Below are 26,944 nucleotides of genomic sequence, written 5' to 3' on the forward strand. Positions count from 1 at the left end.
TCCGGACCGCCCGGGACGGCCTCGCCGGCGCCGGTCGTAGGACGTGATGTGCAGCACCCCGGGGCGGCGGCCGTGGCGCCTGGGGTGCAGGTTCTGGCTGCGCACGGCTTGATCGTCGATCAACTGGGGCGAAATCCCTGGCCAGTGCCCATTCCGCGCATTTGACACCTCGTCGCCCGCAGAGATAGGAAGCAGCCCTCTGAGGTCGAGAGGTGGACCGTGTACGAACCGAATGTGGTCGGGGACTGGCAGGAGTACGACGACGGGCATGCCGGCCTGCGCGTCCGCGTCCACGGCCTGGAAAAGGCCGAGCCGTCACGCGGGCGGGACGACGCCGCCGAAGGGCTGGTCTACTTCCGGTTCCGGGTGACCGTCGAGAACCGTGCGACGGAACACTTCGGTATTCACCTCGAAGACGGCCAACTCGACATCCGTACCGGAAGCGACGGCGAAAGCGCCTTCCTGGACTGGCGCAACTCCCAGTTCATCGAGGGCTTCGACGTCTACCCGCTGCGCCGGGTCACCTCCGTCCTGTACGCCGCCGCGCCGGAGGGCTGCCTCTCCCTGGTGGACGTCCAGGTCCAGTTGAAGGTCGACGACGAGTGGACCGAGCGCTACCTCTGGTCGGGCGGCATCGGTGTGCACGACTCGTCCGTCGGCGTCGGCGCCCGTACCGACTCGGCCGTGGACAGTCTCGCCGACCAGGTGATCAGTTTCCTGGAGCGGGAGGCGGGGCCGGGCCCGGCCTCGTGACGCGCTCCACGCGGTCCGGCCTGCCGGGACGTCCGGGACCCCGGGAGGTCGCTGGGAGGCCCGTGCTCAGCCGGTCCGGGCGTCGTGGTCCAGTGCCTCCGCCGCTTCCGCCGTCACGGCCCGCGCGACGGCCGCCAGGGCCGGGAAGTCGAGCTTCCACTGCTGCCAGAACAGCGGAACGTCGATGTGCCGGTCCGGCGCGAGCCGCACGAACCGTCCCGCCCGCAGCAGCGGGTCCGCCTGCACCTCGGGGACCATGCCCCAGCCCATTCCGGCGGCGACGGCCCCGACGAACCCCTCCGACGTCGGCACCAGGTGCCGCACCGCACTCGCGCCGCGACGGCCGTGCGGCGTGCCCCGGGCCGCTTCGCCGCCGTGGAGCAGCGTGCGGACGAACGCGTCCTGCAGATCGTCCCGCCGGTCGAAGGCGACCACCGGCACGTCGCCCAGGACCTCCCGCAACGGTGTGCCGGGCCGTCCGCCGAGCCACCGCCCCACGAAGGACGGGCTCGCCACCGGCACGTACCGCATGCGCCCGAGGCCGTGGACGGAGCAGCCCGCCACCGCCTCCGGCGACGAGGTGACGGCCGCCATCACCAGCCCCTCCCGCAGCAGCGCGGCCGTGTGGTCCTGGTCCTCGCGGCGCAGCTCGTAGCAGAGCGGCAGATCCCCGGGCACGCGCGTGAGCGCGGGCAGGAACCAGGTCGCCAGCGAGTCGGCGTTCACCGCGATCGACAGCCGGGTCGGTTCCCCGGCGCCGGACATGCCCAGCTCGGCCCGTGTGTCGCGCTCGAGACCGGCGAGCCGGCGCGCGAAACGCACGACCGCCTCACCGGACTCGGTCGGCCGGACCGGCTTCGTACGCAGCAACAGCACGCGCCCGGTGCGCTGTTCGAGGGCCTTGACCCGCTGGCTCACCGCGGACGGCGTCACGTGCAGCACGGCGGCCGCGGCGTCGAAGGTGCCCTCGTCCACGACGGCCAGCAGGGTCCGCACCTGGTCGAGCGGCAGGTCGGTCATCACGAACGCTAAGGATACGTAAGAATCTTTAGCTGTACTTCTCCCTGGCCCGCTTCCTAACGTGGACGCCGTGAACAGCGCTCTGACCGCCACGGCCGCCGGGTTCGGCACCGGCCTCTCCCTGATCGTCGCCATCGGCGCCCAGAACGCCTTCGTCCTGCGCCAGGGCGTCCGCCGTGACGCGGTGCTCGCGGTGGTGGGCATCTGCGCCCTGTCCGACGCGGTGCTCATCGCGCTGGGCGTCGGCGGGGTCGGCGCGGTCGTGGTGGCCTGGCCGTCGGTGCTGACCGCGGTCGCGCTGATCGGCGGCGTCTTCCTGATCGGGTACGGGTGCCTCGCCGCGCGGCGGGTCCTGCGGCCCGCGGAGCTGGGCATGGAGGCCGAAGGCGCCGGGGCCGCGGGGGCCGCCGGACCGGCGGGGACGGCCGGGGCGCCCGGCTCGCGGCGGCGGGCCGTACTCACCTGCCTGGCGATGACCTGGCTGAACCCGCACGTCTATCTGGACACCGTGTTCCTGCTCGGCTCCATCGCCGCCGACCGCGGGCCCTGGCGCTGGACCTTCGGCCTCGGCGCGGTGACCGCCAGCCTGGTCTGGTTCGCCGCGCTCGGCTTCGGCGCCCGGCTGCTCGGCCCGCTGCTGGCCCGGCCGTCGGCGTGGCGGGTGCTGGACGCCCTGATCGCCGCGACGATGATCGTGCTCGGGGTCACGCTGATCGCCGGGGCGTGAGCGCCTCCGCCGGCGCGGGGTGCCGGTGCCGACCGTCACCCCGATCCCGATCCCGATCCCGATCCCGATCCCGATCCTGGTCCTGGTCCTGGTCCTGATTCCTGTCCGGATCCCGGTCCTGGTCCCGGTCCCGGCGGCCCCCGTGGTGCACGACGGCGACGGCCAGCAGTCCGAGCGCGAGCCCCGCCACTGTCTGCGTACCGAAGTGCTCGCCGAACATCAGCGCGCCCCACACGGCCGTGACCGGGGCCATCAGGAACATCAGCGTGTTGACCTCGGTCACCCCGGAGCGCCGCAGGATCAGCCAGTACAGCCCGTACCCGCCGAACGTGGAAAGCACCACGAGCCACACCACCGCGGTCCAGAAGGAACCGTCCGCCGGTGGCGTCAGGCCTCCGGTGACGGCCGCCAGCACGGTGAACACGACGGCGCTGGTCACGGCGTGGACCGTCATCGACACCATCGGGCGGACGTCCGTGCGGGACCGGCGGTCCAGGAACGTCGCCGCGACCAGGCTCAGCATGCCGAGGAACGGTACGAGGTACGCCCACCACGCGACGCCCGTCGCGGCACCCGCGTCGGCCGCGGTGACGACGACCACCCCCGCCACGCCCAGGCCCAGCCCGAGCCACTGGGTGCGCGACACCGCCACACCCAGCAGCGGCCCGGCCAGCGCGCCGGCCACCAGCGGCTGCGTGCCGTCGATGAGGGCCGTCGTCCCGCTGGAGACGCCCAGCTCGATCGCGTAGTACACGGTCAGGAGGTAGCCGCTCTGCGACAGCAGTCCGACGACGGCCTGCCGCAGCAGCTCACGGGGTCCGAGCCCGCGCCAGGAGGAACGGGCGGCGGTCAGGGCGACGACGCCGAGGGCGAGGGCCAGCGGGAGGAAGCGCCACATGAGGAGCGTGACCGCCGAGGCACTGCCCGACCCGAGTTTGGCTCCGATGAAACCGGAGCTCCAGGCCCCCACGAATGCGACCGACAGAAGAATGTTCACGGCTCCGCACACCTCCCGAGGTGGCTGGCGGACTCAGAAGTATACCGATCTGTATACCCATAGGAACCGAGTATACAGATCGGTCTACAATGGGCGGATGAGCGCCACGGACGCACCCCGCCGAGTACCGATGACCCCTGCCGCACGCCGTGCCCTGGCCGCGGCGGGGCGGCTGTTCTACGAGCGCGGGATCCACGCGGTCGGCGTCGATCTGATCGCGGCGGAGGCGGGCGTCACCAAGAAGACGCTCTACGACCGCTTCGGCTCCAAGGACCAGATCGTCGTCGAGTACCTCGCCGACCGCGACGAACGCTGGCGTGCCCGCCTCGCCGAACGCCTCGACGCCTGCCCGTCGCCGCGCGGCCGTGTCCTGACCGTCTTCGACGTGTCGCACGAGTGGATGGACGAGAACAGCCCCAGGGGCTGCGGCATGGTCAACGCCCACGCGGAGATCGACGATCCCTCCCACCCGGCGTACGCGATCATCACCGGCCAGAAGCGGTGGATGCTCACCCTGTTCACCGACCTCGTGCGCCCGCTCGCACCCGCCTCGGCCGACACGCTGGGCCGCGCCCTGATGCTGCTCCACGAGGGCGCGCTCGTCGCCTTCGGCCTGCGCATCTTCCCCGGAGCGCTGGAGCAGGCCCGCGAGCAGGCGGCGGTCCTGCTCGACGGCGCCGTCGGCCGGGCGCCCGCGAACTGACCGGCCGGGCGCCCCTCCGGTCCACGTACCGACCCACCGCACGAAGACCGCTCCGCATCGGCGATAGTGAACCCCTGATCGAAAGATGTATCGAGCAATCAAAGTGGTCGGGACGGGCGTGGACACCAGCAAGGGCAGTGCGGACGACATCGCGGAGCGGCACACCGAGGACGCCGGACCGGCGGGACCGGTGCCGGCGGCCACGGCCGACCCCGCGGATCCCCGGGAAGCCGCGGATCCCGGGGAAGCCGCGGACCCCGGGGAAGCCGCGGACCCCGGGGTCCCGGCGGACCGGGGGAGGAGCGGATGGCGCCGCTGGGCCATGGACGCCCGGCCGCTGCGCAGGCCCGCGTACCGCCGCCTCTGGTCCTCGACCATCGTGACCGCCGTGGGCAGCCAGCTCACCGCCGTCGCCGTGCCGAAGCAGATCTACGACATCACCGGGTCCTCGGCCTGGGTCGGTTACGCGAGCTTCGCGGGACTGCTGCCCCTCGTCGTCTTCGCGCTCTGGGGCGGTGCGATCGCGGACACCGTGGACCGGCGCAAGCTCCTCCTCGTCACCAACACCGGTATCGCCGTCACCTCCCTGCTCTTCTGGGTCCAGGCCGTCACCGGACTCGCCTCGGTCGCCGTCCTGATGCTGCTGCTCGCCCTCCAGCAGGCCTTCTTCGGCCTCAACTCCCCGGCCCGCCAGGCCTCCATCGCCCGGCTCGTACCCAAGGAGGAACTGGCCGCGGCGAACGCGCTCGGCTCGACGGTCATGCAGACCGGCCTGGTCGCCGGCCCGCTGCTCGCCGGAGCGCTCATCCCCGTGGTGGGCCTGGCCGAGCTCTATCTGATCGACGCCGTGGCCCTGTGCGTCACCGTGTGGGCCGTCTACCGCCTGCCCGCGCTGCCGCCCCTGGCCACCGCCGCGGCGCGGGCCGGCCGGGCCGGGCTGCGGGGGATCGCGGAGGGGTTCCGCTACATCTCGCTCAACCAGGTACTGCTGCTGTCCTTCCTCGCCGACATCATCGCCATGGTGTTCGGCATGCCCCGCGCCCTCTTCCCCCAGCTCGCCGCGCAGACGTACACGTCGTACGACGAAGGCGTGGCGCTCGGCCTGCTGTTCGCGGCGGTGCCCATCGGCGCGGTGCTCGGCGGACTGGTGTCGGGCACCTTCTCCGGGGCCCGCCGGCACGGCCTCATGGTCATCGTCGCCGTGATCGCCTGGGGCGTGGCCATCACCGGGTTCGGGCTGAGCGCCAACCTCTGGGTGGCCGTGGCGTTCCTCGCCGCCGCGGGAGTCGCCGACATGGTCTCCATGGTCTTCCGCGGAGCCATCCTCCTCTCCGCCGTCACCGACGAGCTGCGGGGCCGCATGCAGGGCGTCTTCACGGTCGTCGTGGCGGGCGGTCCGCGGCTGGCCGACGTACTGCACGGCACGGCCGGATCGGCACTGGGCGCCCGTACGGCGGTCGCGGGCGGCGGTCTGCTCGTCGTCGTGTCCATGCTGGTGCTGGCCGCGACGATGCCGGCGCTGCGCCGCTACGGCGCGAGCGCCTGACCGACGGGAAGCGCCTGACCGGTCGGAAGCGTCCGGCCGGTCGGAAGCGTCCGGCCGACCGGAAGACTCCGACCGGCCGGGAGTGCCCGGAGAGCCCACGTCTCCCGGGAATCCCGTCGCTCTCGGCCGCGTACGGAACTAGCCTCGTCCTTCATGAACATCTTGCGGACGATCCATGACGTGCCCGTCTTCCTGTGCGCCGCCGAGGGCGAGCCCATCGGCGGCGAACGCGACGCCCTGGACGTCATCGGCGAGGCCTCCTACCAGGGCGCGCGGTGGGCCGTCGTGCCCGCCGCGCGGCTGGACGGGACGTTCTTCCGGCTGAGCACGCGCGTCGCCGGCGACATCGTCCAGAAGTTCGCGAACTACCGCCTCGGGCTCGTGGTCCTCGGGGACATCTCCCACCACACGGCCGGCAGTTCCGCGCTGCGCGACTTCGTCCGCGAGTGCAACCGCGGACAGCAGACCTGGTTCGTCGCCGACACCGACGAGCTGGCGCGGCGGCTGGGCGGCTGAGGACGAAGGGCTCAGCCGTCGATGTCCGCCGCGGCCCGCGCGATCAGCTCCTGCAGGTAGAGGCCGCGCCGGGAGTCCAGCTCGCCGGGGACTCCCGTCCGCACGGCGGTGGCGAAGTCCCGGCGCAGCACCGGCCAGCACTCGTCGTGGTCGAGGCCGGCGGCGTCGTACACGAGCCCGGACCGCGGCCCGAACAGCTCGATCCGCATGATCCCGGGCTCCACGACGACCGACCCGGACAGCGAGGCCTGACTGACCGCACCGCTCTCGTGCTCGCAGATCAACTCCACCCACCGGCGCGGGTCGCCACTGGCGCGGACCCGTACGACGGGCCCCACGGCGGCGTCCAGCAGGTCCAGGACGTGGGGTCCGAGATCCAGCAGCGCGCCGTGCTCCAGGCGCCAGGGGGTCGCGAAGTCGCCGCCGAGGAAGGCCCCGCCCAGACAGGCCGACCGGGCGCCCGCCACCTCGATGCCCCGCGCGGCCCGCAGGAACTCCCGCGCCACGGGGTGGTACCGGTTGGTGAGGACGACCTGCGAGACGACCCCGGCCTCGTCGATCGCGTCGACCAGCCGTCGCGCGGACGGCACGTCCAGCCCGATCGGCTTCTCCAGCAGCAGGGCCTTGCCGGCCTTCGCCGCGCGGCCCGCGAGGTCCGCCTGGACGTCCGGCGGCACCGCGAAGGCCACCGCCTCGCACCGGTCGAGCAACTCCTCGAAACGCGCCACGGCGAGCGCCCCGTACGGCTCGGCGGTCTCCCGCGCCGCCTCCGGACGCCGTGCCCACACCGCCGTCAGCTCGGTCTCGGGCCCGGCGGCGAGCACGGGCGCGTGCACCCCGCGCGCCCAGGGACCGGCGCCGACCAGGCCGACCTTGACGGGGGAGTGGGGCCAGGAGGAAGGGATGATGTCGGCCACGGAAGTCCAATCTGCGCTACGGGATCACGGTCGGGGAGCGGCGACCGTGCAACGAACGACCGCGACCGGACGTGCCCGTGGTGACACGGAACAGCCCCTGCGCGCGCCCGGCCTCGCGGGTACCCACAGGGGCCGGATCCCGAACCGGCGCACGGCGGGTCCCTACTACGTTCTCAGTAGCTGTAACTGCCAGCAGGCGTACGACGACAGGGAGGCCCGCATCCGGAGAAACTGGGCGGTCCGACCAGCTTCCATGAGGAGACCGCCTGCCGTGGCCGTATTTCTTCACCGAGCAAGCCGTCCGGCCTTTCGGCGACGTCGGTACGTTGCTCCGATCCGGGCGGCGGTCCTGGCCCTGACCGGACTCGGCGCTCTCAAGGCTCCGGAGGCGTCCGGCAAGGGGTTCGCCACGCCGGGCATCGAGTCCCGGAAGGCGTTCGGCCTGCTGGCACAACGTTTCCCCGCAACCGCTGCCGACGGTGCGCCCGCCCGGACCGTTTTCGTCGCGCCGAGCGGAGAGCGGATCACCGCCCCTGCGAACACCGCAGCCGGCGCGGTCACCGCCGCCGTACCGATCGCCCTGACACCGGCCCCGGCAGCGGTCCGCGGGGACAGCGACGTGTTCCGGAGCACCGACCGGAGAATGGTATGAGTACCGGTCCTGAGCGTTACACCGACCGTTTCGAGCGGTACGCCGACCGCCATCCTCGTGTCGTCGACGCGGTCGTGGTCCTGGTACTGATGGCCTGCGCGGTCGTGGGCAGTGGTCTCACCAGGCCCGGCGCCGCCCCGCCCCGGCGTGACACCACCGTCCTGGTCGTGATGGGGGCCTCGTGTCTCGCTCTGTTCAGACACCGGAGCCATCCGCGGACCGTCACCGTCGTCAACGCGGTATGCATCGTGGCCGTCACCGCGCTGGAGTACGTGCTGACCCCCCTGCTGCTGGCTCCCGTCATGGGGGCGCTGTACTGGCTGACCACGCACACCGGGCTCAGGACCGCACGCTTTTACGGTGTCACCACGGCAGTGGCTCTGATGGCCACGTCAGCGGTCTTCGACCCGACATACGCCTCTTCCCCCGTGCCACGGTCCATCGGCTACTGTTTCTGGCTGTCGCTGCCGCTCGCCGCCGGCAGCATGACGAGACTGCGGCGCGCCTACGTGGCGTCGATGCGGGCCCGCGCTGAACACGCCGAGCGGACCCGGGACGAGGAGGCACGGCTGCGTGCCACCGAAGAACGCATGCGCATCGCCCGCGAACTGCACGACGTCGTGGCGCATCATCTGGCCCTCGCCAACGCCCAGGCAGGCACGGCCGCCCACTTCGCGCTCACCGACCCGCAACGGACGAAGGAGATCCTCACCGGCCTGACCGGCACCACGTCCTCCGCGCTGCGCGAACTGAAGGCCACGCTGGGACTGCTGCGCCACGACGGCGCCCCGGTCCCCGGACCGCTGGAACCCTCTCCTGGCCTCGCCCGCCTGCCCGAGCTGGTGTCGACGTGTGCGTCCGCGGGGTTCACCGTCACGGTCACCACGACGGGCGAGCCTCGTCCGCTCACCTCCGGGGTGGACCTGACCGCGTTCCGGATCGTGCAGGAGGCGCTCACCAACGCCACCAAGCACGCCGCCGCGGACTCGGCACACGTACATCTCGCCTACAAGGACCGCCGCTTGCTGATCACGGTCACCAACGACGCACCGTACGGCGCCCCCGATGCGGCCGCAGCCGAGCCGAGCCAGGGCTTCGGCATCATGGGCATGCGCGAACGAGCCCACACCGTCGGCGGTGAATTCCGCGCGGGACCCCGCCCGGGAGGCGGCTTCGAAGTCGCGGCCGGCCTGCCGCTCCCGTCCGCCGCACCCGAAGCGTCCCCGAAGGCCGCAGATGATCCAACAGGAGAACAGGCATGACCATCAGGGTGCTGCTCGCCGACGACCAGACCTTGCTGCGGGCGACCTTCCGGATGCTGATCGACTCCTGTGAGGACATGACCGTGGTCGGGGAAGCCTCCGACGGCGCGGAGGCGGTGGACCTGGCCCGCGCCCACCACCCCGACATCGTCCTCATGGACATCCGCATGCCGGGCACGGACGGTCTGGCCGCCACGTCGGCCATCTGCGCGGACCCGGACCTGGCCGCGACCCGCGTCCTCATCCTGACCACGTTCGAGACCGAGGAGTACGTCGCCCAGGCGCTGCACGCCGGTGCCAGCGGGTTCCTGGGCAAGGACGTCACCACCGACACCCTGCTGGCCGGCCTGCGCACGGTGGCGTCCGGCGAGGCCCTTCTGTCCCCCACCGCCACCCGTACCCTGATCGTCAACTTCCTCATGACACCGGCCCCCGGGGTTTTGCCCGTATCAGCACAGCACCTGTCGGGGCTCACCGCCCGCGAACGCGAGACGATGGCCATGGCCGCCGAGGGGAAGTCCAACACCGAGATCGCCGAGACACTCACGATCAGCCCGCTGACCGTACGCACCCACGTCTACCGCGCGATGGCGAAACTGGGCGCCCGCGACCGCGCTCAACTGGTCGTCATCGCCTACCGGACCGGCCTGGTGCAGGTGACTCGGTCAACGCCCTGACCGTGCACCGGCAATCGGCCTCGGGACGACGTCGACGAGGGGCGGACGTCCGTGCGATGCCGTCCCGTACCGGCGGTGCGGACCGGGCGGCGCCGTGGAACCCCCGCCCGGGCGAAGCCCGGAGCGGGGTGCGTGCTTCGGGGGTCCCGCGGGCCGGAGGCCGGGGGCGGGAGGGCGACGGCAGGGCCTAGACCGGCCGCAGCCACACCGTCGCCAGCGGCGGCAGGGTGAGCCGCACGCAGGCCGCCCATCCCTGCCACCCCTCCGTGTCCGCCTTGACCGGCGCGGTGCGGGTGACCCCGCTGCCGCCGAAGCACGACGCGTCGGTGTTCAGGACCTCCCGCCAGGCGGGCACGTGGTCGGGAACACCCAGCCGGTAGTCGTGCCGCACCACGGGCGAGAAGTTGGACACGGCCAGCAGCGGCGACCCGTCGGCGGCGTACCGCAGGAAGGCGAACACGTTGTCCTCCGCCGCGTCCCCGGCGACCCAGGCGAACCCGGCGGGAGAGGTGTCCCGCTCCCAGAGCGCGCGCGTGGCCCGGTACTGCGTGTTGAGCTCGCGCACGAGGTTGCGGACGCCCCGGTGGTCGGCCTCGGCCCCGTACGCCGGATCCAGCAGTCCCCAGTCGGGGCCGTGCGCCTCCGACCACTCGGCGCCCTGTGCGAACTCCTGCCCCATGAAGAGGAGCTGCTTGCCGGGGTGGGCCCACATGAAGCCCAGGTAGGCACGGTGGGTGGCGCGCCGCTGCCACCAGTCGCCGGGCATCTTCGACACCAGCGCCTGCTTGCCGTGCACGACCTCGTCGTGCGAGATGGGCAGCACGTAGTTCTCGCTGTACGCGTACACCATCGAGAACGTCATCTCGTGGTGGTGGTACTTGCGGTGCACCGGCTCGTGGCGGATGTACTCCAGCGAGTCGTGCATCCAGCCCATGTTCCACTTCAGCCCGAAGCCGAGACCGCCGGAGTCGGTGGAGCGGGTCACCCCCTCCCAGGCGGTCGACTCCTCCGCGATGGTCACGATCCCCGGCACCCGCCGGTACAGCGTCGCGTTCATCTCCTGCAGGAACGCCATCGCGCCGAGGTCCTCCCGGCCGCCGGAGGCGTTGGGGGACCACTGCCCGTCCTCGCGCGAGTAGTCGAGGTAGAGCATGGAGGCGACGGCGTCGACCCGCAGCCCGTCGATGTGGAACTCCTCGCACCAGTACACGGCGTTGGCGACGAGGAAGTTGCGCACCTCCACCCGGTCGAAGTCGAACTCGTAGGTGCCCCAGTCAGGATGCTCGGCACGCCGGTCGTCCCCGGGCTCGTACAGCGGCTCCCCGTCGAAGCGGGCCAGCGCCCAGTCGTCCTTGGGGAAGTGCGCGGGCACCCAGTCCATGATCACGCCGATGCCGGCCCGGTGCAGGGCGTCGACGAGGTACTTGAAGTCGTCGGGGGTGCCGAGGCGTGAGGTGGGTGCGTAGAAGCCGGTGACCTGGTAGCCCCAGGAGCCGCCGAAGGGGTGCTCGGCGACCGGCATCAGCTCGACGTGCGTGAAGCCGAGGTCGCTGACGTACGCGGGCAGCTCCTCCGCCAGCTGACGGTAGGTCAGGCCCGGCCGCCAGGAAGCGAGATGCACCTCGTAGACCGAGAACGGCGCCTCGTGCACCGGCCGGTCGCCACGGTGCGCCAGCCAGTGCGCGTCGTTCCACTCGTAGTGCGAGGCCGTGACGACGGACGCCGTGTCCGGCGGCACCTCGGTGCGGCGCGCCATCGGGTCCGCCTTGAGGAACCGGGTCCCGTGGCGGGAGGTGATCTCGAACTTGTACCGCGCGCCCTCGCCGACACCGGGCAGGAACAGCTCCCACACCCCGGCCGCGCCCAGCGAGCGCATCGGGAACTGCGTGCCGTCCCAGAAGGTGAAGTCCCCGGCGACCCGCACCCCCCGCGCGTTCGGCGCCCACACCGTGAAACGGGTGCCCGCCACACCCTGGTGCTCCATCGGCTCGGCGCCGAGCGCCCGCCACAGCTGCTCGTGCCGGCCCTCCCGGACCAGGTGCAGATCGAGCTCGCCGAGCGCCGGCAGGAAGCGGTACGGGTCCTCCACCTCCAGCTCGACACCGCCCGCGTACCTGACCAGCAGGGTGTACTCGGGCACGGAGTCCAGGGGCAGTACCCCCGAGAAGAGGCCGTCGCCCTCGCTGTCCAGCACCATCCGCAGCCCGTCGGGCAGCGACACCGCCACGGATTCGGCGAACGGCCGCAGCGCACGGACGACGACGCCGTCCGGCACCGGATGCGCCCCCAGCAGCGCGTGCGGGTCGTGATGGGTCCCCGACAGCAGCCGCTCCCGGTCCGCCCCCTCCAGCGAGAACACCGGCTCGTGCCCGCCGGGCCCGCCCGGCACCGCCTCGACCGGACCCGTCCCGGCAGGTCCGACGTCCTTGGACGGCGGCGGGGTCAGGGGTACGGAGATATTCCGGGATGCCACGTTTTCAGCCTCCTTGAGCGCTGTGGAAGGAAGGGACCGGCGTGTGCGGACCGCCGGATGACGCAGGGTGCTGCTGGGCCAGACGGGCGATCGCCGCCATCGGCACGGGCAGCCAGTCGGGCCGGTGCCGCGCCTCGTACAGGGCCTCGTACACGGCCCGGTCCGTCTCGTACGCGCGCAGCAGCTCGGGCTGCGCGCGCGGATCCCACCGCGCCTGGCCGGCGTACCCGGCGCAGTAGGCGTCCCGGCAGCGACGCGCCCACTCCGGGCGCCACGGGTGGCGGCTGCGGGCGGCGTAGTCGAAGGAGCGCAGCATCCCCGCGACATCGCGTACGGGGGACTGCGGCTGCCGGCGTTCGGCGATGGGACGCGCCGGCTCGCCCTCGAAGTCGATGACGGACCACCGCTCCCCGGCCCACAGCACCTGACCGAGGTGCAGGTCGCCGTGGATGCGCTGCACCGGGCGGCCCGAGTCGAGGGCGGCGAGCTCGTCGAAGGCGCCCCGCAGCCCCTCGACGTAGGGGAGCAGTTCCGGCACCGCACGACCGGTCGAGTCCAGCCGTTCGATCATCGCCGCCGCGAGTCGCCTGCTCCCGTGCCCGGCCGGCGCGCCGAGGGCGAACGCCGCGGCCAGCGCGACGTGCACCTCGGCGGTCGCCCGCCCCAGCTCGTACGCCTCGTCCGTGAAGTCCCGGCCCGCGGTGAGCGCTTCGAGCGCCAGGGTCCACCCGTCGACGGCGTCCGGCAGGAACGGCTGGAGCACACCGAGCGTCGCCGCCTGCGGCTCCGAGGTCCGGAACCAGGCCACGGGGGCCGGGACACGGGTGCACCCCTGGCGGGCCAGGGCCCAGGGCACCTCCAGGTCCGGGTTGATGCCGGGCTGGACCCGCCGGAAGACCTTGAGGATGTACGCGTCGCCGTACACCAGCGAGGAGTTGGACTGCTCGGCGTCGAGGAGGCGCGGTGCCAGACCGGTGGGGACGGACACCTTCGGGTCCCGCTCGAACCGCAGGGGGCCCGCCGTCCCCGCGGTGCGCAGCCGTTCCAGGAGCAGGTCGGCCGACCGCGGTTCCTGGAGGGCGTCGTACACCGTCAGGCCGGCCAGCGGCCCCCGGCTCGCCCGTCCGATGCGGGCATGGGCCAGCCGAGGGGGCAGCACGTCCCCGACGCCGAGGAGCAGTTGGTAGCAGTCGCCGGGGCGTGACGGGGAGGAGCCCTGCCCGGTGCAGACCAGCAGGTGCAGACACGCCGGGTGCAGCTCTGTCACCGAAAGCAGTGTCAGTTCCGTGACCCGGCGGCCCTTGCCCGCGAACCAGCGCTGTTCGGGCAGCCACGCCCGGAGCATGTCGGCGAGCGATGTCAGCAGATGAGCCGGAGCGTGGCCGCTGGGGCGGGGTGAGACGACCTTGCGCATGACGACCCCTCCTTTCAGGAGCACACCGTCAATCGGCGTTTGGTGAGCGGTGCCGTGTCCTTGCGGAGCCGGAACCAGTAGAAGCCGTGGCCGGCGAGGGTGAGGAGGTAGGGGAGCTCGCCGATGGCGGGGAAGCGGACGCCGCCGATGAGTTCGACGGGGTGGCGTCCGGCGAAGGCCTGGAGGTCGAGTTCGGTGGGCTGGGCGAAGCGGGAGAAGTTGTGGACGCACAGGACGAGGTCGTCCTTGTACTCGCGCAGGAAGGCGATGACGGCGGGGTTGGAGGAGGGGAGTTCGGTGTAGGAGCCGAGGCCGAAGGCGGGGTTCTGTTTGCGGATCTCGATCATGCGTCGGGTCCAGTGGAGCAGGCTGGAGGGGTTGCTCATGGAGGCTTCGACGTTGGTGACCTGGTAGCCGTGGACGGGGTCCATGATGGTGGGCAGGAAGAGGCGTCCGGGGTCGCAGGAGGAGAATCCGGCGTTGCGGTCGGGGGTCCACTGCATGGGGGTGCGTACCGCGTCGCGGTCGCCGAGCCAGATGTTGTCGCCCATGCCGATCTCGTCGCCGTAGTAGAGGATCGGGGAGCCGGGCAGGGACAGCAGGAGTGCGGTGAACAGTTCGATCTGGTTGCGGTCGTTGTCCAGGAGGGTGGCCAGGCGTCGGCGGATGCCGATGTTGGCGCGCATGCGGGGGTCCTTGGCGTATTCCGCATACATGTAGTCGCGTTCTTCGTCGGTGACCATCTCCAGGGTGAGTTCGTCGTGGTTGCGCAGGAAGATGCCCCATTGGCAGCCGGAGGGGATGGCGGGGGTCTTGGCGAGGATTTCGGAGACGGGGTAGCGCGATTCGCGGCGTACGGCCATGAAGATGCGGGGCATGACGGGGAAGTGGAAGGCCATGTGGCATTCGTCGCCGCCGGCGGTGTAGTCGCCGAAGTAGTCGACGACGTCTTCGGGCCATTGGTTGGCTTCGGCGAGCAGGACGGTGTCGGGGTAGTGGGCGTCGATCTCGGCGCGGACGCGTTTGAGGACGTGGTGGGTGGCGGGGAGGTTTTCGCAGTCGGTGCCCTCTTCGGCGAAGAGGTAGGGCACGGCGTCCAGGCGGAAGCCGTCGATGCCCAGGTCGAGCCAGAATTTGAGGGCGGAGATGATTTCTTCGACGACGGCGGGGTTTTCGAAGTTGAGGTCGGGCTGGTGGGAGAAGAAGCGGTGGAAGTAGTACTGCTTGCGGATGGGGTCGAAGGTCCAGTTGGAGACTTCGGTGTCGACGAAGATGATGCGGGCATCCGCGTACTGTTGGTCGTCGTCGGCCCACATGTAGTAGTCGCCGTAGGGGCCGGTGGGGTCGTTGCGGGAGGCCTGGAACCACGGGTGCTGGTCGCTGGTGTGGTTCATGACGAAGTCGATGATGACGCGCATGCCGCGCTGGTGGGCGGCGTCGACGAATTCGACGAAGTCGGCGAGGTCGCCGAATTCGGGCAGGACGGCGGTGTAGTCGGAGACGTCGTAGCCGCCGTCGCGCAGGGGCGACTGGAAGAAGGGGGGCAGCCACAGGCAGTCGACGCCCAGCCATTGCAGGTAGTCGAGTTTGGCGGTGAGGCCTTTGAGGTCGCCGATGCCGTCGCCGTTGCTGTCCTGGAAGGAGCGTACGAGGACTTCGTAGAAGACGGCGCGTTTGAACCATTCGGGGTCGCGGTCCTTGGCGGGGGTGTCTTCGAACTTGTCTTCGACGGGCTCGTTGACGATCATGTGGGTGACCCTCCGGTGGGCGGTGAGGACGGTCGCAGGACGCTCATGACGTGCGCGGGCCGCTCTCCCGGCGTGAGGCGCACGTAGTTGGTCCTGCCCCAGTGGTATGTCTCGCCGGAGAGCTCGTCGCGCACCGGCACCGACGCGTGCCAGTCCAGGCCGAGTCGTGGCATGTCCAACGAGACCGTGGCCTCCTGGGTGTGGTGGGGGTCGAGGTTCACGACTACCACGACCGTGTCGGAGCCGGTCCGCTTGCTGTACGCGATGACGGCGTCGTTGTCGGTCCCGTGGAAATGGACGTTCCGCAGATGGCGGAAGGCCACGTGTTCCCGGCGGATCCTGTTGAGCGAACCGATGAGCGGCGCGATGGACGTTCCCGCCCGCTCGGCGGCCTCCCAGTCGCGCGGCCGCAACTGGTACTTCTCCGAGTCGAGGTAGTCCTCGGTGCCTGCCCTGGCCGCGGTGTTCTCGCACAGTTCGTATCCCGCGTACATTCCCCAGGACGGTGAGAGCGTCGCCGCCAGTACCGCGCGCAGTTCGAAAGCGGGCCGCCCGCCGTGCTGGAGGAATCCGGGCAGGATGTCCGGGGTGTTGACGAAGAAATTGGGCCGCATGTAGGCGGCCGCGTCACCTGAGAGCTCGGTGAGGTACTCGGTCAGTTCCTCTTTGGTGTTGCGCCAGGTGAAATACGTGTACGACTGCTGGAATCCGACGCGTGCCAGGGCGTGCATGACCTCCGGACGGGTGAACGCCTCCGCCAGGAAGATCACGTCCGGGTCGGTTCGGTTGATGTCCGCGATCACCCGCTCCCAGAACATGACCGGTTTCGTGTGCGGATTGTCCACGCGGAAGATGCGTACGCCGTGCCCCATCCAGAACCGGAGAATGCCGAGCGTCTCCTGCACCAGGCCGGGCATGTCCGCGTCGAAGGCGATCGGATAGATGTCCTGGTATTTCTTCGGCGGGTTCTCCGCGTACGCGATCGTGCCGTCCGCCCGGTGCTGGAACCACTCCGGGTGCTTCTCCACCCACGGGTGGTCGGGCGAGCACTGGAGCGCGAAGTCCAGGGCCACCTCGAGCCCCAGGGAGGCCGCGGTGCCCACGAACGCGTCGAAGTCGTCGATCGTGCCGAGGTCGGGATGGACGGTGTCGTGCCCGCCCTCCGGTGAGCCGATCGCCCACGGGACCCCGACGTCCTCGCGACCGGCCGAGAGGTTGTTGTCGGGGCCCTTGCGGAAGGTCGTGCCGATGGGGTGGACCGGCGGCAGGTACACCACGTCGAAGCCCATGGCGGCGATCGCGGGCAGCCGTGCCGCCGCGGTCCGGAACGTGCCGCTGACCGGCGGCTTCCCGGGCTCCACCACCGCGCCCTCCGAGCGCGGGAAGAACTCGTACCAGGAACCGAACAGCGCCCGCTCCCGCTCCACGAGGAGGGGGAGCGGCTCGGACCGGGTGAGGCGTTCCCGCAGGGGGTGCTCGGCGAACACCGCGTCCACGTCCGGCGTGAGGGCCGCGGCGAGACGGGAGGCCGGCGGACGGGTGTCGTCACGCAGGGCCTCCGCGGCGGTCAGCACCGCCGCCCGGCCCGCCTCGTGCGGCACCGCGGCGGCAGCACGCTCGTACAGGTCGGCGCCCTCCTCCAGGACCAGGCCCACGTCGATGCCGGCCGGGATCTTGATGCGCGCGGACCGGCGCCAGGCGGACACGGGGTCCGACCACGCCTCCACCCAGTAGCTCCAGTCGCCCACCGCCGTCGGGGTGACGTCGCCGCCCCAGCGGGTCGCTGCCGGGGGTGAGCTCCCGCATGGGGGTCCACGGTCCGGTACGCCCCTCGGGGTCGCACAGGACGACGTTCGCGGCGACCGCGTCGTGACCCTCTCCGAAGAGGGTGGCGGTGACCTGGAACGTCTCGCCCGGAACCGCCTTCGCCGGCCGGTTTCCGTGCTCGACGGCCGGACGGACGTCGACGACGGGGACTCGGCCGGTCGGAACGACGGGCTTGCGGCCGACAGGGCGGACGCGGCCGTCGGCCAGGTTCTCGGTCATGGGATTCACCTCCGTCTTCGTTCTCGTTGTGGCTGTCCTGGTGCGTCGTCGACGCGGTACGTCACTGTCCTGCTGTGTCGTTCACCGTCATGCCGTCATGCCGTCATGCCGTCATGCCGTCATGCCGTCATGCCGTCATGCCGTCATGTCGGCAGGCCTTCGGCCCGCGGGGTTCGCCGCGAGCCCTCCGGCGTGTTCCGGGAATCCGCCCATCGGTGAGCCCCTGTTGGCCCGTTCGTGGCGGAGGGCGGCCGAACCGGCCGCCAGATAGCGCTCCGCGGCGTACACGGCCTCCCTGGCACAGCGCTTGCCCATCAGGACGCAGAGCGTGTAGCCCGTGTCCTCGAAGTTGCCCCGGGCGGCGCGGTCGGACGGAGCCGCGAGCATCATGCGTTCCCAGGCCCGGTACAGCTCCAGGTGCCTGGCGATTTCGTCCTTGGCAGGCAGCAGCATCTCACTGGTCACCTTCCACTCCCTCGGATGCGCACGGTTCGCCTTCGGATGTGCGTGATGGCCGTGCACGAAGAGGCATCGGCCCACTGCGACGGCTGACACCTTCACTCATGGTGCACGGGACACCACGCGTCGTCCTGTTGTCATTTCAACCACATTGGGTCGGTTCTCGGGTTGCACGAATGGAGTACCGCTCCCACTCTGAGAGTTACTCAGACGCAACGACTGTTCACGCTCTGCGTTCGGAGCAAGGCCCACAGGGGCGAGGAAGCGCGGGAGTTTCGCCGGTGAGGAGCCAACGACGATGAAGACCGTAGTGCCCTGCTACTACCACCTCGACGTGGAGGTCAGTCCGGAGCGGGTCGACCAGGTCAGGCGCATTCTGGCCGCCCACCTCCGGTACTGGAACCTGGAGAACCTCGTCGAGCCCGTCTGCCGCTGCGCGGAGAGGCTGCTGCGCACGATCGAGGCGCACGCGGCGGACAAGAACACCACCCTCGAGATGTGGTGGAACGGCCAGCACCTCATCACGGCCGTCGCGGACATCGACGGGGAGTCCCACCCGGAATCGGCGACGTGGGACTGCCTGAGCCACATCGCGGCCCTGAGCGACGGGTGGGGGTACTGCACCACGGGCAGCGGCGGACGGATCGTCTGGTTCTCCCGCCGGGTCCGCGCCATGGAGCGCGCCCCGCTGGTCCCGGCCGTCCCCGCGCCCAGCCTGCGGGAGGCCCGGGGGATGCCCCGCGAGCTGCCCGTACCGGCCCTGGCGGGTCCGGTTCCCGAGGGCCCGCTCGTCAACACGGCGGCCGGGTGACCCGGACGGTGCGAACCGTCGGACGACAGCACGCAGCCGGCCCGCGACCGCATCGGCGGTCGCGGGCCGGCTGCGTACGTGCCCTTCCGTACGTGCCCGGGCGAGGAAGGGGTCAGCCGATGCGCGCCTCCCCGTAGGGGACGAGCCGGACGGGCCCCAGCAGTCCGTACGCCGCCCGGGCCACGCCGCCGTACACGCCGGGGTCGCTGACGCGCAGGCGGTTGGCGAGCGGGGTGGCCACCTCGACCTCGATGACGTTCGCCCCGCGCCCGAGCAGGCCGCCCAGGTCGACCACCGGACGGATCTGGTCGACCGGGTCGAGCCGGTGGCCGTTGACCGTCACCCGGCAGGTGTCGGTGACCGCGCCCAGCTCCAGACGCGCGCCGTACCCGCCGCTCCAGCCGCGTTCGAGCGTGACCGTCGTGCGGTAGCGGCCGATGCCCGAGACGTCGGCGAGTTCGGGGATCTGCGACCAGGGCACCAGCGCGTCGAGCGTCAGGTCGTGCTCGACGACGGTGGTCCGGGTCGCCGAGGCACCGGGCCGCCAGTCCTGGACGTGCAGCTTCCAGGAGGTCAGCTCCGTCGGCTCCGGGATGTCCTTGAGCGAGGTGCTCACGGCACGCCCCTTGGAGAGCACGGTCCGGTACGTGCCCGCGGCCGCCGAGCGGACGGTGAGACCGGCGTCCGTGAACCGCACCTCGTCGGCCTCGCTGCCGGTGGCGTACGGGCGGGCGCCGTTGCGGTCGCCGAAGAGGCCCGGCCGGCCGATCGCCACGACGAGGGTCTCCGCGGGCTGCAGGGTGACCCGCACGGTCACCGAGTCGCCGTCCTCGGTGTAGCGCGCGAGGCGTTCGGCCTTCCCGGTCCACGGGTCCAGCAGGTACGGCACGCCCTTCGCCGTGGTGCGGTGCAGGGTGACCTCGTGGTCGACGGCGGCGACCGGCGGCTTGACGGTCTCGGCGTGCTTGCCGTTGACCAGGTAGTAGTAGTCGACCCCGTCGGCCACCCGGTGGGCGTTGAGCAGGGTCGAGGCGCTCGCGTGCACGACGTCGGGCTTCACCCCGAGCGCGGTGAGCGCGTCGCCGACCGCGGCCTTGTCCGTGACCTGCCGGACCAGCGGCTGGGCCAGCAGCTCCTTCACCACGGACAGCACCTGCGCAGCCTCGCCGGTGTCCGGGATCCCGGACGGCACCACCGTGTCCCAGGCGCCGAGCAGGACGATCGGCAGTCCGGCGCGGGTGAGCCGGAGCAGGGCGCGGGCGTCCTTCAGCGCGAGGGTCACCGTGGAGCCGTAGAAGAAGTCGCCCTCGACGAACAGGGCCTTGTAGGCGGGTCCTTCGGGTGCGAGCCGGCCCTTGCGCACGGTGGCGGAGGGCAGGTCGAGGAGGGGTCCGCTGAGGAACTGGTGGGTCCAGCCGAGCGTGATGCCCGTGGCGGTGAACCAGGAGGCGCCGATGCCGGTGGCCGTGTAGCCGGTCTGCCGGAACACCGCGACGTCGGCCTTGGCGCGGCCGGTCTGCAGCACCTGGTGGACCCGGCCGAGGTAGTCGGAGATGTCCGGGACGTGCTTCCAGGTGGGATGCCTGGGACCCCAGGACTCGCCGTAGCCGGCCACGCCCTTGTACGGGGTGAAGGCCGCGTAACCGGGCCAGTTGACGCCCGGGAACTCGGCGTAGGAGAAGCCGTGGACGACCGTCTGGTTGACCCCGGCGGCGTAGGCGCCGCCCATGGTGCGCAGGAACCGCTGCCACGTGGTGCTGTACGCGCTGCCCGTGTACGCGCCGGCCTCGCACGAGAGCACCGTGTTCCCGGCCATGTCGCGGCCGCCGGCCAGGCACCGGTAGTCGTCGAGGTTCTTGAAGCCGAGCGACTCGCCCTCGGCGATGTCGAGGATCGAGGCCGTGGCGATGGCGTCGGTCTGCAGACCGTAGGGCTGGGAGCGCAGCTGCAGGCCCAGTGAGTGGGCCCAGGTGCGCAGCGCCGTGAAGTGGTGCTTGTTGACGAGGGTGGAGACCGTCTCCCAGAAGTCGTGCCGGATCTGGCGGGTGACGGCCGCCTCGAAGGCGTAGACCTGGTTGCTGTTGTCGAGGACCAGGGCGGGCAGCAGCGGCAGCAGGGAGCGGCCGGTGTGCTCGCGGAACGCGTCGGGCAGGCCCGGCGTCCACTGCAGTCCGTCGGTCTCCAGCTCGATGGAGTCCTCGAACAGGGCCCCGCCGGACACCTTCAGCAGCCGGCGGACCGACTTCGTGAGGATGTGCTTCTCCCAGAAGTCCGTCACCGCGCGGGTGCCGGCCGCGCTGAAGTGGTCGACGACGTAGGCCGGCGGGTCGGTGTGCGGTCCGGCCTCCGGGGTCTGGCCCGAACCGCGCACCCAGTACGCGATCACGACCCAGGTGCCGTCGTCGGGCGCGGTCCAGCTCAGGGCACCGTCGGTGACGCCGGAGGTGAGGTCGCGGACCGAGTCCAGGTCGAGGCCGGTCTCCTTGCGGGTGGAGTTCGCGGTGTTCACCCTGGCCGCCTGCACCACGAGCAGCTTGCGCGCGGTCACGCCGGAGGCCGCCTGGTGGACGGGCTCCGGGACCGGGCCGGTGTAGGTGGCGCCGGGGGCCACGGTGACCGCTCCGTGCGCGAGTTCCTTGACGGCGGCGTCGCTGTCGGGGGTGATCCCGGGGACGGCGGCGGGCCAGCTGGGGCCGATGGTGAGATCGATGGTGAGCCCGCGTCGCGCGGCCTGGCTCAGCGCGGCCTCGACTCCCGCCACCCAGGCGGCGCTTCCCCAGCCGTGGCGGGCCGTGTCCAGCTGCGCGGTGTCGGTGACGCTGTGGTGGACGGCGGCTATCTCGGCGCCGCCGAAGCCCGCGTCGGCGATCTGGTCGATCTCCCGTCTGATCTCGTCGGGCTGCACGAGACCGTCCGGCCACCACCAGCGGAACTTCGGCCGCACCGCCCGGTCCGGCCGGGCGAACGGCAGGGAGGAACCGGCGGCGCCCGAGGCGGCGGCGGTGGCGGGGGCGGCCGAGGCGCGGCCCGCGGCCGCCCAGTCGACGGCGCCGGCGGCGGTCGCGGTGGCGGCCGCGGCGAGAAGGGTGCGGCGCGGGAGGCCCGTCCTCGGAACTGCGGTGTGGTCGTTCATGGTTCCAGTCCGCTCTTGGGGCAGCACAAAGAGGACCCCTGTGGGGCCCAGGGAGTTGAATCGTTTTAATCGCTGCGAAACTAAGTCGCCGCATCAAGAGGCGTCAAGAAGCATGCACGACACAATTTTCTGGTTGCGGTGCCTGGGAGGACCCTGGGGCAGGCCGCTGGGGCTGGGGCTGGATCCCGGCGCCGCCGCTGCGACGGCGCCGGGCGGGTGCCCCCGTGGGGGCGCCGGGTCAGGCGAGGGGCTCGTGGTTGACCCAGATCGCCTTGTACGGGCGGCGGGCCTGCCAGCGGCCGATGAACTCGCCGACACCGGGGAGGGCGAAGGCGCTGTCGAGGGCGCCGAGGTCGGTCAGACCGAACCGGACGACGGCGGAGGCGACGGCCACCGGGGCGTGGTCGTCGCCGGGGACGCGCAGGTGGTGGCGGGCCGCGAAGGACTCGAAGGCGCCGGTGTCCATGGTCAGTTCTTCGAGCTCTTCCAGGTACGTGTCGAGTTCGTCGGTGGGAATCGGTTCGTCGAAGGCGACGATCATCGTGTGATGGATCATGACCCGATTGAACTGGCGGTTCTTCGTGAAGTCCAAGGCCGACGGGTTCTGCATCCATTCCTTCCGGGAATGAACGGGTCGGTACTCTGGCGGCATGGCCGAGCTGGAGACCCGCGAGCTGGAGTACTTCGCCGCGCTCGCCGAGGAACTGCACTTCGGGCGGGCGGCGCAGCGGCTGGGGATCGCGCAGCCCGCCTTGTCCAAGGCGGTGCGCCGGCTGGAGGACCGGCTCGGGGTGGCACTGGTGGAGCGCTCCAGCCGGCACGTCGCCCTCACCTCTGCCGGGGAGGTGCTGCGGTACCACGGCCGGTACGCGCTGCTCGCCGTCGGGGCGGCGGCCGAGAGGACCCGTCGGGCGGGTGAGCGGGAGACCCGGCTGCGTCTGGTGATCAAGCCCGGCGGGGACGCGGGCCTGTTGTCCGGCATGCTGGCCGCCTACTCCCGCCGGCCCGACGCCCGCCAGGTGGACATCCTGTTCGGCGGGCCCACCGACCGCGCCGATCACGTGCGCGACGGCCGGGCGGACGTGGCTCTGCTGTACGTGCCGTTCGACGACCTGACCGGCCTGGACCACGAGATCCTGATGGTCGAGGGCCGGGTGGCGGTCCTGCCGCCGGACCACCGGCTCGCCGGCCGCGACGAGGTGACCCTCGCCGACCTGGCCCACGAGACGCTGCCGCGCTGGAAGGGTGCCCGTGGCTCGGGGGCGCCCGGTGCCGGGCCTGCCGCCGGGTCCGGCCCCGAGGTCGCCGACGGTGCCGAGCTGACGCACCTGGTCCTGCTGGGACGGGCGATCGCGGTCCTGCCGTGTTCGCTGGCCAGGCCGTTGCACCCGGAGCTCGTCCATGTTCCGGTGGCCGACGCGCCGCGCAGCGCGCTGGTCCTGGCCTGGGGGCAGGAGGACCGGCGGCGACCGGTCGCGGACTTCGTCGCCTCGGCGGTGGAGTCGGTGCAGGGCTGAGCCCGTACCGCCGCCACCGGGGCATCCCCTCCCGGTCCGGCAGAAGGCCGCCGGCCGTCCGGTGGACCCTTCTCGCTCCCGCCCTCGTGTCGCACGCCCGGGCCGAGGCCGGAAGAAGCCCACTGCCGGGGCGTGGTCCGGGCAGGCGGACACGGACCGGCCGAGGGGGCGCCCGGCCGGTCAGCCGAAGACGCTGTCCGTGTCGTCCCAGCTGTAGGGGTCGACGGGGGCGGGGCCGCGGAGCGCGCGCGACGAGGACTGGTACATGGCTTCGATCTCGGCGGCGTACCGGTCCGCGACGGCGTCCCTGCGCAGTTTCATCGACGGGGTGAGCAGCCCGTTGGCCAGGTCGAACGCCTCGGGCAGCACCCGGTACACGCGGATCGACTCCGAGCGCGACACGGTGGAGTTGACCGCGCCGACAGCGCGGTTGATCTCCTCCCGCAGGGCGTTCTCCTCGCGCAGCCGGCGGTCCTGCGCGTCGCCCGGTGTGGCGTGCAGCGAGCGCCAGTGCGCCAAATACTCGGGGTCGAGGGTGATCAGGGCTCCCACGCAGGGCCGGCCGTCACCGACGACGACCGCCTGGTGGACGAGCGGATGGACCCGCAGACGTTCCTCCAGGGCCGCCGGAGCGACGCTCTTGCCGCCGCTCGTGACGACGATGTCCTCCTTGCGGCCGGTGATGCTCAGATAGCCCTCCTCGTCGAACCGCCCGAGGTCACCAGTGGCCAGCCAGCCGTTGCGGAACGCGGCCCGGTCGCCCTCCTCGTCGTTGACGTAGCCCTGGAAGACCGAGGGCCCCCGGACGAGGAGCTCCCCGTCCTCCGCCACCTGGATCTCGGTGTCGGGCAGGGGCTGCCCCACGGTGCCGATCTTCTCCCGGCCGACGGGCTGGGCCGTGATGCCGCCGCTCGTCTCGGTGAGTCCGTACCCGTCGTGGAGGGGGATCCCGATCCCCGCGTAGAACAGGGCCAGTTCACGGTTGAGGGGGGAGCCGCCCGACACCGCGCCGCACACGCGTCCGCCGAGGGCCGCGCGGAGCCTGCGGTACACCGTCTTGTCGTAGACGGCGTGCTGCAGCCGCAGCTCGAGGCCGGGGCTGGGGCCGGTGCCCAGGCGCTGCCGCTCGGTGGCGGCGGCGAAGTCCTGCGCGGTGCGGGCGGCGCGCTCGAACAGGGCGCCGCGGCCGGACTGCTCCGCCTCGCGCAGGAAGTTCTTGTAGAGCTTCTCGAAGACGAGCGGGACGGCGTGGAGATAGGTGGGCCGGAACGACAGCAGGGCGTCGGCCAGCTTCTCCGCGCGCAGGTCGGGTTCGTGGCCCATCAGGAATCCGCCGCGCATGCACAGCCCCTGCACCATGAGGCCGTACACGTGCGAGAAGGGCAGGAAGGCCAGGACGGCGGGCTGCTGCCCGGCAGGCGCCGCGGTGTGTCCCCATCCGGCCAGCAGGGTGTCGCAGGGGCTCGCCAGGCTGTTGTGGCTCAGCGCGCAGCCCTTGGGTCCGCCCGTCGTGCCGGAGGTGTAGGCGATGACGGCGGTCGAGTCGGGGAGCACGATCCGGCGCATGGACTCGACGGTGGTGACCGGGACGTCCCGGCCCGCCTCCGTGAGGTCCGCGAGGGCTCCGGAGTCCAGCTGCCAGACGTGCCGCAGGGCCGGCAGCGAGGCGATCACCGAGCCGACCGTCATGATGCCCTGCTCGTCCTCCACCACCATGGCCACGCAGCTCGCGTCCTGGAGGATCCACGCGACCTGTTCGTGCGAGGAGGTCGGGTGGACCGGCACGATCTCGGCGCCCACCGTCCACAGGGCGTAGCTGAGCACGGTCCACTCGTAGCAGGTGTGCGCCATGACGGCCACGCGGTGGCCCGGGAAGATCCCGGCCGCGATGAACCCCTTGGCGACGTCCAGCACCTCGTCCCGCAGCTCGACGGCGGTCACCTGCGACCAGACCGCGGGGGAGGTGTCGGAGCGGCGCGCCAACTGCGGCAGCAGAGGGTCGCGTTCGGCTGTCTCGAAGAGACTGTCGGCGAGCCCTCCCTGCATCGAGGGCGAAGCCTGTCTGGCTACTTCCAAGGGGTGCATGTGCCGCTCCAGACTCTCCTCAGAGCGCCCCTTCCGATGCAGTCCGGAATCGAGGGCGTTCGAAATCTAGCCCACGACGGCGGGAGTTGGGTCACGAACGGCCCATCGGCCTGACCTGATTCGCTTGCGGAGTGCCACCGGGCCACTGCGGTCCGTCGAGCGGGAAACGGTTCCGGCGGCACCGGCGGACGGGGACGGCGGCGGGGTGCCGGCCGCGTGCTGCCTCGCGCCGCGACCGGTGTGCGCAGGGCATCCGGGGAAGCCAGGACCTCGGTGTCCGGATTGCGCCGCTGGTCGTTCGACCGGCTGTACGACGCGTCGACCGGCGACGTGAGGGCGGCTGGCAGGTCCCCGGCCCGGGCGTGCGTGCGGTCCTCCACCCGCGGTGCGGCCGTCGTCGGACCCCGGGTGTTCGACTTGAAATCGCCGCTGCCGAGGAACCGCCGGTGGTCCGGGTCCACCGCCGCGCCCCGGTCGCGGAGAGTGCGCCGACGCCGGTGGCGGTGTGCGGACGGGCGGCCTCCCGTGCACGTCATTACGATGAAGGAGATCGTCGGGCCGCCCAGCGGCCCGCGTGCGAGGGGGCCGACCGAGGCAGGAGGGCCGCCGTGAGCACGATCGCGGTGAAGGCCGCCCGGTTGCGGAGCGGACTCGTCCTCCCGTACGCCCAGGCGGGCGGCCCGCAGGGCGTCCCCGTCGTGTTCGTGCACGGCCTCGCGGACTCCTGGTGGACGTTCGAGCCGCTGCTCAGGCGCCTTCCGGCCGCGCTGCACGGGTACGCCCCCACCCAGCGGGGCCACGGCGACGCCGAACGGCCCCCGCACGGCTACGGTCCCGAGGACTTCGCCGGCGACCTCGTGGAGTTCCTCGACGCCGCGGGCATCCGGCGGACGGTCCTGGCCGGCGTGTCCAGCGGCGGTGTGGCCGCACGGCTGGTCGCGGGCAGCCATCCCGACCGGGTGGCGGGCCTCGTCCTGGCGGGCGTCCCCGCCACCCTCGCCGACAAGCCCGGTGCGAGGGCCCTGGCGAAGAGGGTGCGGCGCCTCGGCGACCCCGTACCGCGTGCCTTCGTCGAGGAACTGCTGAGCGGTCTCACGGCCCGGCCGCTGGGGCGCGGACTCCTCGCGACACTCGCCGACGAGAACCTGAAGGTACCCGCACGGGTGTGGCGGGAGACCGTGCGCGGCCTGCTGGAGACGGACCTCGCGGCCACGCTGCGGGGCATCCTCGTGCCCACGCTCGTGCTGTGGGGCGACGCCGACGCCCTCCTGCCGCGCGCCGACCAGCAGCGGATCCTCGACGCGGTCCCCGGGGCGCGGCTCCTCGTGTACGGGGGCGCCGGTCACGTCCTGCACCAGGAGGCACCCGAACGGTTCGTCCAGGACGTCGCCGCCTTCGCCGCGGCCGTCCTGCCGGTCCGGCAGGACGGCGACGCTCCCGGCGCGGGCCGGGACGCCGCCCCCTGACGGTCCGGACGGTCCGCGGGTG

The 26,944-nt window shown here is 71.9% G+C and carries 20 protein-coding genes and 1 pseudogene; 10 read left to right on the forward strand and 11 right to left on the reverse strand.

Going from position 1 to position 26,944, the window contains the following annotated elements; translation table 11 throughout:
• Positions 1 to 219: 219 nt before the first annotated feature.
• A complete protein-coding gene (locus tag QFZ75_RS36705; RefSeq protein ID WP_307543749.1) occupies positions 220 to 753 on the forward strand; it encodes a hypothetical protein in 534 nt (177 codons plus the stop codon).
• Positions 754 to 819: 66 nt separating this feature from the next.
• On the opposite strand, the gene QFZ75_RS36710 is transcribed toward QFZ75_RS36705, so the two are convergent.
• Positions 820 to 1,776, reverse strand: coding sequence for a LysR family transcriptional regulator ArgP (locus QFZ75_RS36710; RefSeq protein WP_307543750.1), 957 nt, complete (start codon positions 1,774 to 1,776; stop codon positions 820 to 822).
• A 67-nt stretch (positions 1,777 to 1,843) separates the two neighbouring features.
• Between QFZ75_RS36710 and QFZ75_RS36715 the strand changes: the two genes are divergently transcribed.
• The gene (locus tag QFZ75_RS36715; RefSeq protein ID WP_307543751.1) at positions 1,844 to 2,500 is read left to right on the forward strand and encodes a LysE/ArgO family amino acid transporter; all 657 of its coding nucleotides are present in this window, start codon (positions 1,844 to 1,846) and stop codon (positions 2,498 to 2,500) included.
• Here the strand turns inward: QFZ75_RS36715 and QFZ75_RS36720 are convergent.
• Complete coding sequence (locus QFZ75_RS36720; protein ID WP_307543752.1) at positions 2,478 to 3,497, reverse strand: DMT family transporter; 1,020 nt, start codon at positions 3,495 to 3,497, stop codon at positions 2,478 to 2,480. The genes QFZ75_RS36715 and QFZ75_RS36720 overlap by 23 nt on opposite strands.
• 97 nt (positions 3,498 to 3,594) lie before the next feature.
• Between QFZ75_RS36720 and QFZ75_RS36725 the strand changes: the two genes are divergently transcribed.
• The 3 genes from QFZ75_RS36725 (at position 3,595) to QFZ75_RS36735 (ending at position 6,262) form a co-directional block, all read left to right on the forward strand.
• Positions 3,595 to 4,200: a TetR/AcrR family transcriptional regulator gene (locus QFZ75_RS36725; protein WP_307543753.1), complete on the forward strand. Its 606-nt coding sequence runs from the start codon at positions 3,595 to 3,597 to the stop codon at positions 4,198 to 4,200.
• Between the two features lie 85 nt (positions 4,201 to 4,285).
• Positions 4,286 to 5,746: an MFS transporter gene (locus QFZ75_RS36730; protein WP_307543754.1), complete on the forward strand. Its 1,461-nt coding sequence runs from the start codon at positions 4,286 to 4,288 to the stop codon at positions 5,744 to 5,746.
• 153 nt (positions 5,747 to 5,899) lie between these two features.
• A complete protein-coding gene (locus tag QFZ75_RS36735) occupies positions 5,900 to 6,262 on the forward strand; it encodes a DUF4180 domain-containing protein (RefSeq protein WP_307543755.1) in 363 nt (120 codons plus the stop codon).
• 11 nt (positions 6,263 to 6,273) lie between these two features.
• Here QFZ75_RS36735 and QFZ75_RS36740 read toward each other — a convergent pair whose 3' ends face one another.
• On the reverse strand, positions 6,274 to 7,179 hold the full coding sequence (locus QFZ75_RS36740) for a Gfo/Idh/MocA family protein (RefSeq protein ID WP_307543756.1): 906 nt from the start codon (positions 7,177 to 7,179) through the stop codon (positions 6,274 to 6,276).
• Positions 7,180 to 7,827: 648 nt separating this feature from the next.
• Here QFZ75_RS36740 and QFZ75_RS36745 point away from each other — a divergent pair.
• Together QFZ75_RS36745 and QFZ75_RS36750 are read left to right on the forward strand one after the other, a co-directional pair.
• On the forward strand, positions 7,828 to 9,093 hold the full coding sequence (locus tag QFZ75_RS36745) for a sensor histidine kinase (RefSeq protein WP_307543757.1): 1,266 nt from the start codon (positions 7,828 to 7,830) through the stop codon (positions 9,091 to 9,093).
• Positions 9,090 to 9,770, forward strand: a complete 681-nt coding sequence (locus QFZ75_RS36750; protein ID WP_307543758.1) for a response regulator transcription factor — start codon at positions 9,090 to 9,092, stop codon at positions 9,768 to 9,770. The genes QFZ75_RS36745 and QFZ75_RS36750 overlap by 4 nt, the downstream gene beginning before the upstream one ends.
• Before the next feature lie 187 nt (positions 9,771 to 9,957).
• On the opposite strand, the gene glgB is transcribed toward QFZ75_RS36750, so the two are convergent.
• The 5 genes and pseudogenes from glgB to QFZ75_RS36775 form a co-directional block, all read right to left on the reverse strand.
• Entirely contained in the window at positions 9,958 to 12,228 is a 2,271-nt protein-coding gene (glgB, locus tag QFZ75_RS36755) for a 1,4-alpha-glucan branching enzyme (RefSeq protein ID WP_373466079.1), read from the reverse strand.
• A 19-nt stretch (positions 12,229 to 12,247) separates the two neighbouring features.
• Positions 12,248 to 13,657 carry a phosphotransferase gene (locus tag QFZ75_RS36760; protein ID WP_307543759.1) on the reverse strand — a complete coding sequence of 470 codons (1,410 nt, stop codon included), beginning with the start codon at positions 13,655 to 13,657 and terminating at the stop codon, positions 12,248 to 12,250.
• 14 nt (positions 13,658 to 13,671) lie between these two features.
• On the reverse strand, positions 13,672 to 15,405 hold the full coding sequence (treS, locus tag QFZ75_RS36765; protein WP_307543760.1) for a maltose alpha-D-glucosyltransferase: 1,734 nt from the start codon (positions 15,403 to 15,405) through the stop codon (positions 13,672 to 13,674).
• Positions 15,402 to 17,451: pseudogene (locus QFZ75_RS36770) on the reverse strand (alpha-1,4-glucan--maltose-1-phosphate maltosyltransferase). Before QFZ75_RS36770 ends, treS begins: the two are co-directional and overlap by 4 nt.
• A gap of 135 nt (positions 17,452 to 17,586) precedes the next feature.
• Positions 17,587 to 17,904, reverse strand: a complete 318-nt coding sequence (locus QFZ75_RS36775) for a DUF5133 domain-containing protein (protein ID WP_307545041.1) — start codon at positions 17,902 to 17,904, stop codon at positions 17,587 to 17,589.
• Positions 17,905 to 18,208: 304 nt separating this feature from the next.
• On the opposite strand from QFZ75_RS36775, the gene QFZ75_RS36780 reads away from it, so the two are divergent.
• Positions 18,209 to 18,721: a pep a2 gene (locus QFZ75_RS36780; protein ID WP_307543761.1), complete on the forward strand. Its 513-nt coding sequence runs from the start codon at positions 18,209 to 18,211 to the stop codon at positions 18,719 to 18,721.
• A gap of 112 nt (positions 18,722 to 18,833) precedes the next feature.
• Here QFZ75_RS36780 and QFZ75_RS36785 read toward each other — a convergent pair whose 3' ends face one another.
• Together QFZ75_RS36785 and QFZ75_RS36790 are read right to left on the reverse strand one after the other, a co-directional pair.
• Positions 18,834 to 21,854: a glycosyl hydrolase gene (locus QFZ75_RS36785; protein WP_307543762.1), complete on the reverse strand. Its 3,021-nt coding sequence runs from the start codon at positions 21,852 to 21,854 to the stop codon at positions 18,834 to 18,836.
• A gap of 238 nt (positions 21,855 to 22,092) precedes the next feature.
• The gene (locus QFZ75_RS36790) at positions 22,093 to 22,410 is read right to left on the reverse strand and encodes a hypothetical protein (RefSeq protein ID WP_307543763.1); all 318 of its coding nucleotides are present in this window, start codon (positions 22,408 to 22,410) and stop codon (positions 22,093 to 22,095) included.
• Positions 22,411 to 22,504: 94 nt separating this feature from the next.
• Between QFZ75_RS36790 and QFZ75_RS36795 the strand changes: the two genes are divergently transcribed.
• Positions 22,505 to 23,371: a LysR family transcriptional regulator gene (locus QFZ75_RS36795; RefSeq protein WP_307543764.1), complete on the forward strand. Its 867-nt coding sequence runs from the start codon at positions 22,505 to 22,507 to the stop codon at positions 23,369 to 23,371.
• A gap of 180 nt (positions 23,372 to 23,551) precedes the next feature.
• Here the strand turns inward: QFZ75_RS36795 and QFZ75_RS36800 are convergent, their stop codons facing one another.
• Positions 23,552 to 25,456 (reverse strand): long-chain fatty acid--CoA ligase, encoded by a 1,905-nt coding sequence (locus QFZ75_RS36800; RefSeq protein WP_307543765.1) that lies wholly within the window; start codon positions 25,454 to 25,456, stop codon positions 23,552 to 23,554.
• 608 nt (positions 25,457 to 26,064) lie between these two features.
• Between QFZ75_RS36800 and QFZ75_RS36805 the strand changes: the two genes are divergently transcribed.
• Positions 26,065 to 26,922, forward strand: coding sequence for an alpha/beta fold hydrolase (locus tag QFZ75_RS36805; protein ID WP_307543766.1), 858 nt, complete (start codon positions 26,065 to 26,067; stop codon positions 26,920 to 26,922).
• Positions 26,923 to 26,944: the final 22 nt, after the last annotated feature.

Source organism: Streptomyces sp. V3I8 (assembly GCF_030817535.1).
In the GTDB taxonomy this organism is placed as follows: domain Bacteria; phylum Actinomycetota; class Actinomycetes; order Streptomycetales; family Streptomycetaceae; genus Streptomyces.

Excerpts from the sequence above, each read along its gene's own strand:
- QFZ75_RS36790 (WP_307543763.1), bottom strand. The coding sequence starts at position 22,410 with ATGATCCATCACACGATGATCGTCGCCTTCGACGAACCGATTCCCACC.
- QFZ75_RS36775 (WP_307545041.1), bottom strand. The coding sequence starts at position 17,904 with ATGCTGCTGCCTGCCAAGGACGAAATCGCCAGGCACCTGGAGCTGTAC.
- QFZ75_RS36785 (WP_307543762.1), bottom strand. The coding sequence starts at position 21,854 with ATGAACGACCACACCGCAGTTCCGAGGACGGGCCTCCCGCGCCGCACC.
- QFZ75_RS36760 (WP_307543759.1), bottom strand. The coding sequence starts at position 13,657 with ATGCGCAAGGTCGTCTCACCCCGCCCCAGCGGCCACGCTCCGGCTCAT.
- QFZ75_RS36780 (WP_307543761.1), top strand. The coding sequence starts at position 18,209 with ATGAAGACCGTAGTGCCCTGCTACTACCACCTCGACGTGGAGGTCAGT.
- QFZ75_RS36730 (WP_307543754.1), top strand. The coding sequence starts at position 4,286 with ATGTATCGAGCAATCAAAGTGGTCGGGACGGGCGTGGACACCAGCAAG.
- QFZ75_RS36750 (WP_307543758.1), top strand. The coding sequence starts at position 9,090 with ATGACCATCAGGGTGCTGCTCGCCGACGACCAGACCTTGCTGCGGGCG.
- QFZ75_RS36725 (WP_307543753.1), top strand. The coding sequence starts at position 3,595 with ATGAGCGCCACGGACGCACCCCGCCGAGTACCGATGACCCCTGCCGCA.
- QFZ75_RS36735 (WP_307543755.1), top strand. The coding sequence starts at position 5,900 with ATGAACATCTTGCGGACGATCCATGACGTGCCCGTCTTCCTGTGCGCC.
- treS (WP_307543760.1), bottom strand. The coding sequence starts at position 15,405 with ATGATCGTCAACGAGCCCGTCGAAGACAAGTTCGAAGACACCCCCGCC.
- QFZ75_RS36800 (WP_307543765.1), bottom strand. The coding sequence starts at position 25,456 with ATGCACCCCTTGGAAGTAGCCAGACAGGCTTCGCCCTCGATGCAGGGA.
- QFZ75_RS36745 (WP_307543757.1), top strand. The coding sequence starts at position 7,828 with ATGAGTACCGGTCCTGAGCGTTACACCGACCGTTTCGAGCGGTACGCC.
- QFZ75_RS36795 (WP_307543764.1), top strand. The coding sequence starts at position 22,505 with ATGGCCGAGCTGGAGACCCGCGAGCTGGAGTACTTCGCCGCGCTCGCC.